Genomic DNA, 16,067 nt, shown 5'->3' on the forward strand with positions numbered 1-16,067 from the left:
AAAAGAGCCAATGACGAGATTTGAACTCGTGACCTCTTCCTTACCAAGGAAACGCTCTACCCCTGAGCTACACCGGCGTAAAGTATTTAGTATCCCTAACACGAGACACCTGCCTTCGCAGGCTTTTTTTTTGAGCGGGAGACCGGGTTCGAACCGGCGACATTCAGCTTGGAAGGCTGACGCTCTACCAACTGAGCTACTCCCGCTTTTATAATTAAGTTTCCTTAATTAAAGGTTTTCAATATTTCAAAATTTTTCTAGACTTAAACAAAAGACGTTAATCTAAAAAAAAAAAAACAATCTCTACCTTGTAGAAATTTTTTGTGGGGAGAGCAGGATTCGAACCTGCGAAGTCGAAAGACAACGGAGTTACAGTCCGTCCCATTTGGCCGCTCTGGAATCTCCCCAAAATTTAAATTTTCAATATTTCAAACAAAACACTTAAATCCTTAGTGTTTTTTGAGCCGATGGAGGGACTCGAACCCACGACCTGCTGATTACAAATCAGCTGCTCTAGCCAGCTGAGCTACATCGGCTTTTCAACCTCTTTTCTTACACATTTTACCGCTTAAAAAAAGTCCGCTATTTCTAACGGACTGCAAATGTATAATTTTATTTTTTTAATCAAAACATTTTTGAAAAAAAATTACACTTTTGTTCTAGCTCTTAATTTTTGCTTGCGCTTTTTTATTTGTCTTTCTAATGAGGCAATCGCAATATCTGCCCCTTCTTCAAAGGTTTTACACTGCTTTTTTACTATAAAACTATCTCCTGGAACACTTACCTTAGCTTCAAAAACTTTATTTTCTTTATCACTGGTATTTTCAACTTTTAAATAAACATCTGACTGAATTATCTTATCATAAAATAAATCTAGCTTATCCATTCTCTTCTGAATGAAATCAATCAACTTTTTGTCTGCTGTGAAATTAACGGATTGGGTGTTTACTTTCATACACTACTTTTTAGGTTAAACATTTGTATTGAAAAGCATATTTTTTCAATACTTTCTTTGGTGTTAAGTTCTATTCTTAACGCTTATTTCTTGGATGAGATTTAGCGTACACTTTTTTTAATTCTGATATACTACTATGTGTGTAAACCTGAGTTGCCGCTAAACTGGTATGACCAAGAAGTTCTTTTACTGCATTTAAGTCTGCTCCTCCATTTAATAAATGTGTTGCAAATGAGTGCCTTAATACATGTGGACTACATTTAGCTTTTGAGGAAGCTATACTAAAGTACTTATTTATTATTCTATAAACAAGCATTTCGTAAATCTTAACTCCCTTTTTTGTTAAAAATAAAAAATCTTCTTGTTCTACTTTTGGTAAGGTGTTTCTGTAATATAAATATTTATCAAAAGAGTTCGCTAACGAACTTAATAATGGCATGTAGCGTTCTTTATTTCGCTTACCTAAAACCTTTATTTGTTTTTTACCAATGTCTACATCGGATATTTTCATATTGACCAACTCGATTCTTCTTATACCTGTAGCATAAAACAGCTCTATAATTAGTTTATCTCTTGCTGTTTCAAAATCGACTACTTCTATTGACTCTTCTAATACCTGTCTTAACTCTTCTTCAGAAAAAGGCAACTGCACCTTCTTACCTACCTTTAGAGCTTTATGCTTTCTTAATGGATTAGACTCTAATTGCTGGCTCTTTTGTAAGAATTTGTAATAGGAATTAAGTGAAGAAACTTTTCTATTAATCGTTCTATTTGAAATACCACTGTTAACCAACTCAACAATCCATTGTCTTATTTCTGAATAATCTACTTTTTTAATGGGCTCTGAATCGTGATTTTTATCTAAAAACTCTTGAAACACTTCTAAGTCTCTAAGGTATGCCAACACGGTATGCTTAGAGTAATTCTTTTCTAATGCTAAATATTCTGAAAATGCTTTTAGACTCATTTCTTTTTTCTAGAATTTTAAATATAGTTTTTTTTACTTCGCTTAAAGTGTTTGTAAACAAAAAAATCCTGCTTGTAGCAGGATTTTCTTTATTGTTTAAACCTAAGTTTTAAGTTGCTGGCTTGTATGACTTTTTATCGATAATAATTTTAGATAAAATTTCTTTTAGGATTTCTGATGTACCCCCACCAATAGGTCCTAATCGGCTATCTCTAAAGATTCTTGCTAATGGATATTCTTCCATATAACCATAACCTCCTAAAAACTGAAGACAGTTATAAGCCACTTCATCTGCCATTTTGGTTGACTTTAATTTAGAGATTGTTGCTTCTTCTACAACATATTCGCCTTTATTTAAACGATCTGCCACCATATAATTGTAATGTTTACACAATTGCATATCTGCATGCATATCAACATATCTATGGCGCAAAGCCTGATATTTATCTAAAGAATTTCCAAAAGTTGTTCTTTCAGACATGTATTGTAACGTGTACTCTAAGGCATATTCTGCTCTAGCATGCGCATTTATTCCCATAATGAGCCTTTCTAAAGCAAAATGCTGCATAATGTATGCAAACCCTTTTCCTTCTTCTCCCATTAATTGATTAGCAGGCACTTTTACGTTATCAAAAGCGATCTCTCCTGTATCTGATGCTCTCCAACCTAACTTGTCTAATTTAGTTGCCGAAACACCCTCTGCATTGCTATCTATAACAAACATGCTGATACCTTTGTTACCTAGCTCTGGATTCGTTTTTGCCGCAACTACCATGTAGTCACTATAAACTCCATTGGTTATAAAAGTTTTAGATCCGTTTAAAATATAATAATCTCCTTCTTTTACTGCTGTAGTTCTCATACCTGCCACATCACTTCCACCAAATGGTTCAGTAACACATAGACAACCTATTTTATCTCCAGAAATGCTATCTGCTAGATATTTTGATTTTATAGCATCATCACCTTCTTTATTGAGATGTGTCATTGCTAAATAAGTATGCGCCCAAATTGCAGCAGCAAATCCACCAGAATTGATTCGTTGTAATTCTTCTAAAAGAATTACGGTATAAAATAAATCTAGATCTAATCCACCATATTTTTCTGGATAGGCCAAACCGAAATAACCCATATCGCCAAACTTTTTCCAAATGAAGCGCTCTATAGAGCCTGTTTGCTCCCATTTTTCAATATGAGGTACTACTTCTTTTTGTAGGAAGTCTCTTAGACTTTCTCTAAATAAATTATGTTCTTCTGTGAAATATATATTTGACATAGATTATGGTTTTCTTTATAATCGCAAATATAATTTAATTATCTCTAATTTTTTAACAGGAAAATCTTCAATTTTTGTTAATTCTTCAAAAGAGTTAAAACCATCTCTCAGTGTTCGTTCTTCAATAATATTTTTTGCTACTTCGTAATCTATATACTTAATAAGCACAAGCTGATCTCTAGTAGCAGTATTGATATTATATGTCTTAATGACTCTTGGATTTTTTACCGTAAAATCGTTTTTAATTCTCTCTATAACTTCTGGCATTAATCCATAAACCTCTGTCAGTTCTACATCTGCTACAAAACCTCCATACTTTTCTCTGTACTTTATGATGCGCTCGGACAATTTTTCTCCTACACCATAGACTTTTTGAAGTTGACTAGCTGTCGCTTTGTTTAAATCTATTTTTTGATCAAAAGTTTTCGGTTTAGCACTACTCGAGAAGAAATTGCTATTGTTATTTGATTTTGGTTTTGGGTTAGTGACCCATTCTGGAAATTTAAAATAAGGAGATATCCTATTGAGTAATGAATCTGAAACCCTTGTAACGTCTTGAAATTGTTTTGCCGAATTAACCCATTGATTCCGTGCTCTAAATTGATGAAGTCTATCTATTTCCTCAATAGTCATACCTAGTGTATAACCTTTGTAATCTGTTATGTAATTTGGGTTGAAAGGATAAATTTTTGGTTTACTATTTTCTATCTCCACCAAACGAAGTGAATCTAATTCTTTTTTAAAAGCATTGATTTCATTGTTTTCTTTTGAAGGAATACCACCTGAAAAATCAACAAAGGCATAGATGCACTGCAATGCAATTATAACTATCACTAATAAAAAAATCCCATTCCGTTGTTGATTAGAAAACTGGAAATGGGATTTTATATTTTTCATGTTATATCTAATTACATATGCTTAGATAAATCTTCGTGTCCTTCTTCTAGTGCTTCAGCTTTTTTATTAATGGCGCCCATATAACGAGTCATTTCTTGTCTAACTTTTGGGAACAGTAATAATAAACCAATCATATTTGGAAATACCAATGCTAAGATCATAGCATCAGAGAATTTTATTACCGCATCTAAAGTTGCTGCTGCACCAATAATAACAAATAGTAAAAATAAAACCTTATATGTTAAGTCTGCTGTTCTACCTCTACCGAAAAGGTACTTCCATGATTGTAAACCATAGTAAGACCATGAAATCATTGTTGAAAATGCAAATAATACAATTGCAATAGTAAGCACATATGAAAATCCTGGAATTACAGAATCGAAAGCTTCAGAAGTTAAATCTACTCCACCTATTTTTTGTTGTGTTGCAGTAATCATAACATTACTTCCTTCTACGGCTCCGTACTCAAAAACACTTTGCATGTTAGCGCCATCTATATTAAAGAAAATGATAACTAAAGCAGTCATAGTACATATTACTACTGTGTCTATAAAAGGCTCTAATAATGCAACCACACCTTCTGATGCAGGATATTTTGTCTTTACTGCAGAGTGGGCAATTGCAGCAGAACCAGCACCAGCTTCATTAGAAAACGCAGCTCTTTGGAATCCTACAATAAGCACTCCTATAAAACCACCTAAACCTGCCATAGGTGTAAATGCTCCTTTAAATATTAACCCAAACGCGTCGTCTATATAACTTATGTTTGCGAAAATGATTATCAGAGACGCTAAAACATAAATACCTGCCATAAATGGTACTATTTTTTCAGTAATCTTTGCTATACGCTTTATACCACCTATAATTACAATACCTACTAAAACAGCTAAAACAATTCCTATAATAAAACCAGAGCTTCCGCCTTCTAGTCCCATTAAAGAAGACAACTGTACAGTTGCTTGGTTAGATTGAAATGCATTACCACCACCAAATGATGCTCCAACACACAAAATTGCGAACAAACCTGCTAGTATTTTTCCTAAGCCAGCTTTACCTGTTGCTTTAAGTCCTTTTGATAAGTAGTACATTGGCCCTCCATAGATTGTACCATCTTCACCAACATCTCTGTATTTAACACCAAGTGTACATTCTACAAATTTTGTTGCCATACCTAGCAGACCACATACAATCATCCAAAACGTAGCACCAGGACCCCCCATTGCTATAGCCACAGCTACACCTGCAATATTACCTAAACCTACAGTTCCAGAAACGGCAGTTGCTAAAGCTTGAAAATGCGAAACTTCACCTGCAGCACTTTCGTCTCTTATGGTATCTTGGATATCTTCTTCTGCCAATGGCTCATCATTGTCATATAATTTATCTACACCATGCTTTTCTATATCTACATATTTTCCTCTTACAGTATTAATTGCTGTTGGAAAACGCATAATGCTTGGTACTTTAAAATAAATTGTAAAAAAAGTAGCACCAAATACTAATAGAATTACCACAATTGGCACATCTAGTCCTGCAATAGGAACTGAAGTTAATATTAAACCTTCCCACCATTCTGCAAATGGCATAAAAGCATCATTTATTTGCTCATCTATACCCTTTTCTGCTTCTAAAGCATAATTAAAAAAGGGTAATAAAAATGTAAAATAAGACAGAAGATATTTCTTCATGAGTGTAGTAATTAGTTAGTTTTTGTTATTAAAAGTTGACAATATGCTAAAAAAAAATGAGTTTTTAAAGCTAGTGACGTTAAAAAGGCTATCCTTCTTGCTCTATGTTATATTTAGAATTAAGTCTTTCTATTTGCTCAGGACGACCTAAAACTATAATTTTTGATCCAGAAACTAATCTAGTATCTGCTTCTGGGTTAACAATGTACTCTCCATTTTCATCCTTGAATCCTATAACTGTACATCCTGTTTTTTTTCTTAAATCTAGGTCTCTTATTGTTTTTATATGAGTGATGTCGTAAAGTAACTCTACTTTAATTTCTTCGATATTAATATTGCGTTCTCCAACAATACCTAGGTTATCTATAAACTCTACCAAATCTGGAATTACTACCAAAGATGCCATATGATCTCCACCTATTTTATCTGGTAGAATAACATTGTTAGCGCCTGCTAATTTTAATTTATTGTATGACGTTTCTTGAGATGCTCTGCTTATAATGCAAAGCTCATTATTTATTTGTCTGGCGGAAAGCACCACAAACAAGTTGTCTGCATCACTTGGTAATGCTGTTATTAAAGTACTTGCACGTTCTATACCTGCTTGTATTAATGTTTCGTCTTCATTGGCATCACCAAACACATATGCCAATCCATCTTCTTGCAAACGCTCTATTATATCTTTATCTCGTTCAATAATCACATAAGGCTTTCCGTAATCCTGTAATTTCTTTGCCGCTTGCTTTCCGTTACGCCCAAATCCACAAATAATTATATGGTTAGACATGGCTTCGATCTCCTTTTGCATTTTACGTTGTTTTATGTCTTCAAAATTATTTCTACTCAAAATATATTCTGTAATTATAGATATAGCATAACCTACTATAACAACACTTGCTAAAATAAGGCATATTGTAAATATTTTTGACTCTGTATCTAATGGATAAGGAACTTCAAAACCAACAGTAGTTATGGTTATAACTGTAAAATAAACTGCATCAATCCATGGATAACTTGAAATGAATCTATACCCCAAAACACCCATAACCATTAATAACACAAGCATCATGATTGCTGTGTAAATTTTAGATCTATAGAGTCTTAAAAGTGGATTATCCATAGTTATTACAAATCGAATACAGATGTGCGCTTAGTGTAAATTATATCTTTTATTCGCATCCAAAAGGCTAAAAACAGATATAGGGCAAATCCAAAACCTACAGTTACAAAAGTGAGATACATAAATGATGTTCTTACAATCTTTGCTCTTATACCCAAACGGTCTGCAATACGCTGACAAACATAATAGCCTCGTTTCTGAAAATAGTGTAATAATTTGTAGAATAAATTCATCTGCAAACAGATACAATTTTTAAATTATAATGAATTTACCATATAAAAATGCTAGCAATACGTGGCAAATTTCACAATCGCAATGTAGTTAATTTTTAATGATTAAACTATTTCCTATAGCACACTGTAAGCATTTATTGCTATCACAATAGTACTGTTTTAATTGAAGCAATCCCTGAGAACTTAAAGCATTCTTTTTTATGGATTTAAGCTCCATATATTTATTTACTATACTATTGTTCTCTTGCTTAAGTTCACTTAGTAAATCAAAAATCTCTTCGTTGATATTATTTCCAAGGTATTTAGCATAACTGAACTTTAAAGGAATTACGGTATTGATTAGTAGTAAATCTATAAAAGATTTTGTTATTCTTTTTTTAAAACTCTTTGACTGCTTACTAAATGTGTAATGTGTCATCCAAAAACTACTAACACCTTTACTGAACAGCTCATAAAATTCATCTTTAGTTTTTAGATCTAATACCTTAGAGAACAGCTGTTGCTCCGTCGTGTAAAGATTTGCGAATTGAGATAAACGAATGGTTGGAAAATTTGGAGGTCGTAATCTGAAGAATTGCAATGGTAAAACACCTTGATTACTTAATTGAAATTTTTGAACCAAAAACTGATAACGCTCTTTTAAATCTAAAAAATATAACTCTTGAATATCATCCTCTAACAAACTTGCTTGACCAAAAAGTAAAGCTTCTAAATCTAGTATATTATTCTGAAGTTTTCTGACTATAGTGTAGTCAACAGAGTTTGCAAGACTAAAAAAAGCTTCTCCATTTACCTTGAGCCCAAAGTTTTTTAAAAGCATTTTGAACAGAACTGCTTCCCAATCGTTTTTAGACGCTTTCAATAACTTTAAAATATCGTTAGATTTTCTTTCTAAACGCTCAATATACAGACGCTCTATCCAATTATTTAAAATAAAATCATCGACTTCTGGATAATGTGTTTCGCAATTAATCCAGGATTTAGACTGCAATAATGTTTTGTAATTACTTATAAGATTTGCATCTACAAATTGCTTGAGTTCTAAAGTGGGAATTACTGTATTATTACTTCTAAACACTTCTGTATCGTGTTCCCAAACGACGTGCAAAATTACATTGTCGTAAGCTTTATCTTTTTCATGATTATGCACATACCAATCGGACGATTTTATATGAATTTCAACATTACCAGCCCATAATTGACCATCTATATTTAACTGAGCATTAAAAAAATCTGGTCCTGAATTATGATTATGCTCACCAAGTTTTAAGATAACAATAGATTCACCACTCTCAGTTTTAAGCGATGTTGAAGAAAAAGCTTTGTGTTTCCAGACGTAATGAAGAAAGTCTTCTTGCATTTACCGAAAATAGAAAAAACATTTTAATTTAAGACTTTATTAGTTTTTTGGTCATTGTATTCCCATCTTTAGTTGTAATCTTTAAAAGATACACACCAGATTTTAATGTTGAAGAATAATTTTCTGTCTCAGATACAGAGCTTGATTTATTAATTGATTTTCCTAAAATATCATAAATCTCAATAGACTCTATTGGTTTATTAATTTCTATTGAAATTTTGTCTTTAAATGGATTTGGGTGAATATTTATATTTGTTTTGGTATTCTCATCTACAGAGAGTAACATCATATAATTAACATCTGAGACAAAGCTGATAACAGAGCTGTAATCATTTAACTCATTTTTTAATAGCTGTGCATCACAGTCGCACACCAAAGTATATTGATTAGTATTAGGTTCAGGATATTCTATATATTTTCTAACATTAAAATCTACAAAAATTTGATTTAGTCCAGCATCGTTAGTTACAATTAAACCTTCTGTCGTGGTGCCAGTCTGCACTCCTGTATTAGAATCGATTAAATTTAGATTAAGAACATTAACCGATACTCCATATACAGTTTCTTCCGCAGCATATTTAATAACGGTATTATAAGCACTTAAATCTGTCAATAAGCTTTCAACATCGTTACTTGAACAATAAATCTTATAAAAATAGCCTGCACCATTTTCGCCTAGATAAGTATCTGGTTCCATATAATCATATCCAAAAAGATTATAGTTGGCAAATATTTGATTTAAACCGTCGTCATTAGACACACTTACACCACAAGAATTACAACCACCATCAGAAACTCCAACAGTATTATCTACCAACTCAACTTGAATAGAGCTATTTTGAGAATATCCATTGGCACAGACACATAGAAATATTAAAAAAGAGCACAAACACCTCATATAAAGCAATTTACACTGATAAAGTTAATAAAAAAATCCTGAGTATAACTCAGGATTTTATATGAATTAATTTAGATTCCTGTCTACACAGGAATTTGTTTATTCTATATAACCCTTTTCACGCATCCAATCGTCATTAAACATTTTACCAACATAACGACTACCATGATCGTGATACAATACCACCACAACATCTTCAGGTTTAAAATGCTCTTTTAATTGAAGTACACCTTTTATAGCTGCACCTGCAGAATTACCTAAAAACATGCCTTCTTCTTTTGCCAATCGTTGCGTATAAACACAAGAATCTTTATCTGTTACTTTAGTAAAACCATCAATAATACTAAAATCTACATTGGCAGGTAATATATCTTCGCCAATACCTTCTGTTACGTAAGGATAGATTTCATTTTCATCAAAAACACCTGTTTCATGATATTTTTTAAATACCGAACCATAGGTATCTACACCCCAAACTTTAATATTAGGATTTTGTTCTTTTAGATATTTACCTACACCAGAAATAGTTCCTCCTGTACCAACACCAACCACAAAATGCGTGATTTTGCCATTAGTTTGTTTCCAAATTTCAGGTCCTGTAGATTCGTAATGAGCCTTTGCATTACTTGGATTATCATATTGATTAACATACCAAGAGTTTGGTATCTCCTCTCCTAATCGTTTAGAAACAGAATAGTAACTTCGTGGATCTTCTGGCTCTACAGCCGTAGGACAAACAATAACCTCAGCACCAACAGCTTTAAGAATATCTACTTTTTCTTTAGACTGTTTATCTGCCATTACAAAAATACACTTATAACCTTTTATCGCTGCTGCAAGCGCTAAGCCCATTCCTGTATTTCCAGAAGTTCCTTCAATGATTGTTCCACCAGGTTTTAGACGTCCATCAGCTTCTGCATCTTCAATCATTTTTAATGCCATACGATCTTTAACCGAATTTCCTGGGTTAAAGGTTTCGTATTTTGCTAAAACCAAGCATGGTAAATCTTCTACCAACTTATTCATCTTCACCAATGGTGTATTACCTATTGTTCCTAATATATTTTCTGCGTATTCCATAAAATCAATTTGCGTAGCAAATTTAAGTATAAACTAACAAGTAGAAAGTTAAAAGTTGGTTATGTTTTTAATTGGCTTTTGGCTATTAGCTTTTAGCCCTTAGTTTATAACGAAGTGATAATTGAAGTAAAAAAACAATCCAGCTGCTAAAAGTTATAGACTCACGTTTTTTTATTCAAAACGAATCGCTTTAACAGGCGAAATTCTAGAAATGATTACTGAAGGAATTAAAAGCATAAGAAGACACGCAACGAAAGTACCAACGTTTAGTATTAATATATAATCCCAATGTAAGTATACTGGTGCTTCACTAACATAATATGTATCTGGATTTAACGGAAATAATTTAAAATATTTTTGAGCAAACAATAGTCCTAATCCTATTAAATTTCCCCAAAGCAAACCTAAACCAATAAGGTAAGACGCATTATACAAAAACACCTTTCTTACAGACCAATTAGAACTTCCTAAAGCTTTTAGAATCCCAATCATGTTGGTACGCTCTAATATTAATACGAGCAATGTTGTAATCATATTAATACCTGCTACAATAATCATAATGATAATGATGATATTGATATTAGCCTCAAAGATTTTTATCCATTCAAAAACGGTATAATATTTTTTGTTAACTGGTGTTGCATTGAGCATGGACGGAATGGCTTTAAAAACATTCTCATACGTTTCGTCTATATCAGAAAAGTCATCTATAAACACCTCAAAACTTCCAATTTGATTGGCTTCCCATTTATTTAAACGCTGAATATGACGCAAATCTGCAATGCAGAATTTTTCATCTAATTCTTGAAAGCCTGAATTATAAATACCAACTATTTCGTAATTAATAATACGAGGCATTTTATTAAGGTTTTCACCAAACAAGGTTTGAAATTTATCTCCGACTTTAAAACCTAATCGATTGGCTAAATAGCTTGATATTAAAATTTCCTCATTACGCTTTCCTGAAAAATCTGGTAATCGACCATCTACTAAAAACTCTTTAAAGTAATCCCATTTATAATCGGCTCCTACGCCTTTTATAACGACACCTTCAAAATCAGTTTCAGTTCTAATTACTGCAAATTTTGTAGCAACACCTTGTATGTGTGTTACCTCTTCAACCGCATTAAACTTTGGATAAAAATCTTGATCTCTTAAAATAGGCACCTGAGATTCGTCAGATGCATTGGTATCGTAATTTGTAATTTCTATATGACCATTAAAAGCAACTACCTTATCTCTAATTTTTTGTTGAAGCCCTAAACCTGTTGCTATAGCAATAAGCATTACTATAATACCGATAGCAATTGCAGCAATGCCAATTTTAATTATTGGTGCCGAAACACTACTTTTATACGCTTTATTGCCAATAATGCGTTTAGCTATAAACAACTCTAAATTCAAATCTTCTTTTTATGCGTTTTAAGGTTTTCAAAAATACAGTTTTATTATTTGTCTTGGTAGTGATTTCTTGTGCAGGAAAAGGTAGCAGTGAAACTTTAAAAAATGAACAAACCGATGAGATCCTGAAACAAGTTCAGGATGACAAAAGTATTGTAGTTGGCGCCAACCGAACTGAAGTTTACTTACCATTATTAAAAGGTAAACGTGTTGGTGTTGTTGCTAATCAGACGAGTGTTATTTTTAAAGAGACTAAAGATATTAGACTCGAGAAAAGAGAGAAGGGAGAAGAGATGACAGACTATATTCATTTGGTAGATTCTCTATTAGCATTAAATATCGAAATTAAAAAAGTTTTTTCTCCAGAACATGGTTTTAGAGGTACTGCTGATGCTGGTGAAAATGTAAAAGATGGTATAGATGTAAAAACACAGTTACCGATTTTTTCACTTCATGGGAAACACAAAAAACCAACAGCCGAGCAACTTGAAGATTTAGACATAATGATTTTTGATATTCAAGATGTTGGTGTGCGTTTTTATACCTACATCTCTACCTTACATTATGTAATGGAAGCTTGTGTTGAAAATAATGTAAAACTTCTGATATTAGATCGTCCTAATCCTAATGGTAATTATATTGATGGCCCTACATTAGAAAAAGAACACAGTAGCTTTTTGGGCATGCATACCATTCCTTTAGTGCACGGCATGACGATTGGCGAATATGCTAAAATGATTAATGGTGAAGGTTGGTTAAAAGACAACGCTAAATGCGACATTACTGTTGTTGAAATGCAACACTATAACCATGAAAACACCTATAGTTTACCGATAAGACCTTCTCCAAATTTACCTAATGACCAATCGATAACTTTATATCCTAGTTTAGGTTTGTTTGAAGGTACAAACATCAATGCTGGCCGTGGCACTGAGTTTCAGTTTCAGCGTTATGGTGCTCCTTTCTTAGACGCATCACATTATACCTTTACATATACTCCACAACCTAACTTTGGCTCAAAATATCCTAAACACAAAGATGTACTGTGTTATGGTGAAGATTTATCAGAAATTAAAGCTGAAAGGCATTTTACATTAAAGTATGTGATTGATGCTTACACTAATGCTACAGACAAAAGTAAAGTGTTTAATACCGCAAATTTCACCAAACATGCTGGCACGGAAAAACTACAAGAACATATAGAGTCTGGAATGAGCGAAGAAGCTATTAAGGCAACTTGGAAAGATGATTTAGAGGCTTTTAAAGCAATTAGAGTTAAATATTTAATCTATGATTAAAAATGGACTCCTACCTACGCAGGAATGACAAATAAGATTAATCATTCTCAGTTGACACCACTTTCTTAGATTCAGTAGCAACGATTACGCTAGAGGGTAATTTTATTGGATCTTCTTTTGGGATTTTTTTTAAGATTCTAACCACAAATACGATGCGTTTTGGAGACTGAACAGCTACCAACACATGCTTACCTTTAGGCAATTTGTTTAATGGAAATTTATAAAATGTGGTATCTACATAGACATCAAAGTCTCTTCCGTAGTCTTTATTAATAGAATAAAGATAATTTATCTTTTTATCGCTTTGTAAGATTAATGTGTCTTTGGTTTCATTCAACTTATGTACTAATCCCTTTGCCTGAATATTTTTGTTTGGTTCTAATTTAGCGTATAGTTCTTGAGCCTTTAGCGTAAAACTCAATAAAAAAATGAGAACAACGATGAGGAGAATTCGGATTAAATTTTTCACTACAGTAAAGCTTTACATTAAACTATGTTTATTTAGCTCAACAGTATTTCTAATTAATTAATCCATTAACAAACTTAATCGGATAATTGATTTACAAACTAAAACATCCACAAAATGCACAAAAAGCAGAGGAACTGTTTGTTTTGCATCATCTATTATAATGAAATCTTTCGACTACGAATTTCTATAAGCCTGTCTGGATAATCTGTGATGATTCCATCGACATTCCATCTTAGCATCTTAAACATATCCTGCTCTTCATTGACTGTCCAAGGAATAATCAGATAATTTTGAGCATGATACTCATTAATAATTTCTGAAGTTAATAATCTAAAATATGGACTTATTATTTCTGGTTTATAAGATAGTTTTTCAAGCTTTGTTGCTATAGTTTCATCTTCATCTACCAAAAGTGCAACTGGCATATTTGGAGATTGTTTCTTTATTTCTTCTAAAATTACCAAATCAAATGACTGCAAATTTACATTAGAGAAAAGTCCACTTACTTCAATTTCATCTAAGACTATTTTTACATATTCATCTGGCTGTGGTGTATAAATGCCATAATACTCAGGCTTAGATTTAATTTCGATATTGAATTTAATATCAGAATTTTTAGTCTTTGCAAGTTCAAAAACTTCAGACAGAAGTGGTTTGTAGGTTTTTAGTTTCTTTTGGTCTGGATATGTAGGATGAAGTTTTGTACCACAATCAAATTGCTTAATCTCACTATGTGTCATTTCATAAAGATTATGTTTCATATCCATCTCTTCAGGAATCTCTTCTCCTTCAGGATTAAAACAAATCGTTCTGCTCATAAAAGGCTCGTGAGACACTACAACTTCCTTATCTTTTGTAATGGCTATATCTAACTCTAAAGTCGTAACACCAAGTTCAATCGCTTTATTAAATGCAGGCAAAGAATTTTCAGGGTATAGACCTCTACAACCTCTATGTCCTTGTATATCTAATTGTTTTTCGGAATTGCAGCTCATTAGAAATGTCACTAAAATTACAAATAAATACTTGCTGTCAGTGTAAACTTGTTGAGGATGTTTGAGGTTTCTCATATTCTGAGTCATTTTTTGAAAAACTTTCTAAATTATTCCAATTACCCTTGCTAATATCGTATTTTTCTTTGCATTCTACCGGAACAAATACTGTTTGTCCTTGTTTTAAAGTATCTGCATCAAAAAAAATTCCACCACATGAAATTTCTTTATTATTAATTAAAACCTCTATCTCATAACTTTTAGATTTTCTTAATCTAAATGAAACTATTCCTTCTTCATTAGGTCTCACTTCAGCCATTTGCATTGTCATCCACATATAATACCATGGTTTTTCAATTCTAAAAAGAATAATATCAGTTTTATCAAATGAAATTTCTTTCTCGTTCTTATGTATTTTGAAGTAAATTTCAACTTCAGAGTTGGCAAGTATATTGTAATGTTTGATATAAAAAATTACACCAAGCAAAATCAATCCCAAAGTGATTAAATGTTTCTTCTTTAAATCTACAACCAACTGACTTATATTTTACATTCTTTCTGAATCAATAATTGTATAATATTACTCCTCAACATCTGCAGAGAGTGTCGGTTTTTCATATTTCTGAAAAGGTTGTTTCAATAGTTCTTTTATCTGACCATTCTTTACCTCATCTGGAAAAACATCGACTCCATAAACCAGATTTTCTCTGTCCATATACATATAAGTACCAAGTAAACGATCCCAAATACTAAAAATGTTACCATAGTTAGAATCGGTATAAGGCAATCTGTAATGATGATGAATCTTATGCATATCTGGCGAAATGATAAAATAGCTTAAGGCTTTATCCAAACCTTTAGGCAATTTGATATTAGCATGGGTAAACTGTGTAAAGATTAAAGACATTGCCTGGTATAACATTACCAAAGCAAATGGTGTACCTACAGCAAAAACACCAAACAAGGTAAATGCAAAACGAATAACACTCTCAATAGGATGATGCCTGTTGGCTGTTGTGGTATCCACTTTGTGATCTGTATGATGCACTAAATGCACCATCCAAAGTGGTTTTACTTTGTGCTCTACAAAATGTGCTAAATACGCACCAAAAAAATCTAGTAACAAAACACCAAGAAACGCATAAAGCCATAAAGGTTGCGTATCTGGAAACAACCAATTAATAATACCAAAATTGTGCGCTACAACCCAACCAGACGACCAGTATAGCAACGAAGCTAATGCGAAATTTACAATAATAGTGGTTAAGGTAAAAAACAGATTAGGCAAGGCGTGTTTCCACTTATTGTACTTGTACTTAAATAATGGCAAACCACCCTCTAACAACCAAAAAAGTGTTAATCCACCAATTAAAATAATACTTCTATGCGAAGATGGAATCGTTTCAAAATAGTTAATAATAGTTTCCAAAAGA

16 protein-coding genes and 4 tRNA genes are annotated in these 16,067 nt (G+C 32.5%); 1 reads left to right on the top strand and 19 read right to left on the bottom strand.

Going from position 1 to position 16,067, the window contains the following annotated elements:
* Positions 1–5: 5 nt before the first annotated feature.
* From P7122_RS01080 to P7122_RS01150, 15 genes are all read right to left on the bottom strand, one after another.
* A tRNA-Thr gene (locus P7122_RS01080) sits at positions 6–77 on the bottom strand.
* Positions 78–133: 56 nt separating this feature from the next.
* Positions 134–206 (bottom strand) — tRNA-Gly (locus P7122_RS01085).
* Positions 207–324: 118 nt separating this feature from the next.
* Positions 325–407, bottom strand: a tRNA-Tyr gene (locus P7122_RS01090).
* A gap of 55 nt (positions 408–462) precedes the next feature.
* Positions 463–536: transfer RNA gene (locus P7122_RS01095), tRNA-Thr, on the bottom strand.
* Positions 537–646: 110 nt separating this feature from the next.
* Positions 647–955 (bottom strand): HPF/RaiA family ribosome-associated protein, encoded by a 309-nt coding sequence (locus tag P7122_RS01100; protein WP_278003932.1) that lies wholly within the window; start codon positions 953–955, stop codon positions 647–649.
* Positions 956–1,031: 76 nt separating this feature from the next.
* On the bottom strand, positions 1,032–1,922 hold the full coding sequence (locus P7122_RS01105) for a tyrosine-type recombinase/integrase (protein ID WP_278003933.1): 891 nt from the start codon (positions 1,920–1,922) through the stop codon (positions 1,032–1,034).
* 109 nt (positions 1,923–2,031) lie between these two features.
* On the bottom strand, positions 2,032–3,198 hold the full coding sequence (locus tag P7122_RS01110; protein ID WP_278003934.1) for an acyl-CoA dehydrogenase family protein: 1,167 nt from the start codon (positions 3,196–3,198) through the stop codon (positions 2,032–2,034).
* A gap of 15 nt (positions 3,199–3,213) precedes the next feature.
* Positions 3,214–4,095 carry a ComEA family DNA-binding protein gene (locus P7122_RS01115; RefSeq protein ID WP_278003935.1) on the bottom strand — a complete coding sequence of 294 codons (882 nt, stop codon included), beginning with the start codon at positions 4,093–4,095 and terminating at the stop codon, positions 3,214–3,216.
* Positions 4,096–4,106: 11 nt separating this feature from the next.
* Positions 4,107–5,783 (bottom strand): alanine/glycine:cation symporter family protein, encoded by a 1,677-nt coding sequence (locus tag P7122_RS01120; RefSeq protein WP_278003936.1) that lies wholly within the window; start codon positions 5,781–5,783, stop codon positions 4,107–4,109.
* An 88-nt stretch (positions 5,784–5,871) separates the two neighbouring features.
* Positions 5,872–6,903, bottom strand: coding sequence for a potassium channel family protein (locus tag P7122_RS01125; protein ID WP_278003937.1), 1,032 nt, complete (start codon positions 6,901–6,903; stop codon positions 5,872–5,874).
* Positions 6,904–6,908: 5 nt separating this feature from the next.
* Positions 6,909–7,136, bottom strand: coding sequence for a PspC domain-containing protein (locus P7122_RS01130; RefSeq protein WP_278003938.1), 228 nt, complete (start codon positions 7,134–7,136; stop codon positions 6,909–6,911).
* Between the two features lie 88 nt (positions 7,137–7,224).
* On the bottom strand, positions 7,225–8,496 hold the full coding sequence (locus P7122_RS01135; RefSeq protein ID WP_278003939.1) for a DUF2851 family protein: 1,272 nt from the start codon (positions 8,494–8,496) through the stop codon (positions 7,225–7,227).
* Between the two features lie 28 nt (positions 8,497–8,524).
* Positions 8,525–9,394: a T9SS type A sorting domain-containing protein gene (locus P7122_RS01140; protein WP_278003940.1), complete on the bottom strand. Its 870-nt coding sequence runs from the start codon at positions 9,392–9,394 to the stop codon at positions 8,525–8,527.
* Positions 9,395–9,493: 99 nt separating this feature from the next.
* Positions 9,494–10,474 carry a PLP-dependent cysteine synthase family protein gene (locus P7122_RS01145; protein ID WP_278003941.1) on the bottom strand — a complete coding sequence of 327 codons (981 nt, stop codon included), beginning with the start codon at positions 10,472–10,474 and terminating at the stop codon, positions 9,494–9,496.
* 171 nt (positions 10,475–10,645) lie between these two features.
* The gene (locus P7122_RS01150; RefSeq protein ID WP_278003942.1) at positions 10,646–11,878 is read right to left on the bottom strand and encodes an ABC transporter permease; all 1,233 of its coding nucleotides are present in this window, start codon (positions 11,876–11,878) and stop codon (positions 10,646–10,648) included.
* Between the two features lie 11 nt (positions 11,879–11,889).
* On the opposite strand from P7122_RS01150, the gene P7122_RS01155 reads away from it, so the two are divergent.
* Positions 11,890–13,173 carry an exo-beta-N-acetylmuramidase NamZ family protein gene (locus P7122_RS01155; RefSeq protein WP_278003943.1) on the top strand — a complete coding sequence of 428 codons (1,284 nt, stop codon included), beginning with the start codon at positions 11,890–11,892 and terminating at the stop codon, positions 13,171–13,173.
* 37 nt (positions 13,174–13,210) lie between these two features.
* Here P7122_RS01155 and P7122_RS01160 read toward each other — a convergent pair whose 3' ends face one another.
* The 4 genes from P7122_RS01160 to P7122_RS01175 all read right to left on the bottom strand — a co-directional run bounded on the left by P7122_RS01160 (position 13,211) and on the right by P7122_RS01175 (position 16,063).
* Positions 13,211–13,642, bottom strand: a complete 432-nt coding sequence (locus tag P7122_RS01160; protein WP_278003944.1) for a hypothetical protein — start codon at positions 13,640–13,642, stop codon at positions 13,211–13,213.
* Between the two features lie 155 nt (positions 13,643–13,797).
* Positions 13,798–14,637, bottom strand: coding sequence for a glycerophosphodiester phosphodiesterase (locus tag P7122_RS01165; protein WP_278003945.1), 840 nt, complete (start codon positions 14,635–14,637; stop codon positions 13,798–13,800).
* 37 nt (positions 14,638–14,674) lie between these two features.
* The gene (locus P7122_RS01170; RefSeq protein WP_278003946.1) at positions 14,675–15,169 is read right to left on the bottom strand and encodes a hypothetical protein; all 495 of its coding nucleotides are present in this window, start codon (positions 15,167–15,169) and stop codon (positions 14,675–14,677) included.
* 45 nt (positions 15,170–15,214) lie between these two features.
* Positions 15,215–16,063: a sterol desaturase family protein gene (locus tag P7122_RS01175; RefSeq protein ID WP_278003947.1), complete on the bottom strand. Its 849-nt coding sequence runs from the start codon at positions 16,061–16,063 to the stop codon at positions 15,215–15,217.
* Positions 16,064–16,067: the final 4 nt, after the last annotated feature.

The sequence above is a fragment of the Winogradskyella marincola genome (assembly GCF_029624125.1).
GTDB classification, from domain to species: Bacteria; Bacteroidota; Bacteroidia; order Flavobacteriales; family Flavobacteriaceae; genus Winogradskyella; species Winogradskyella marincola.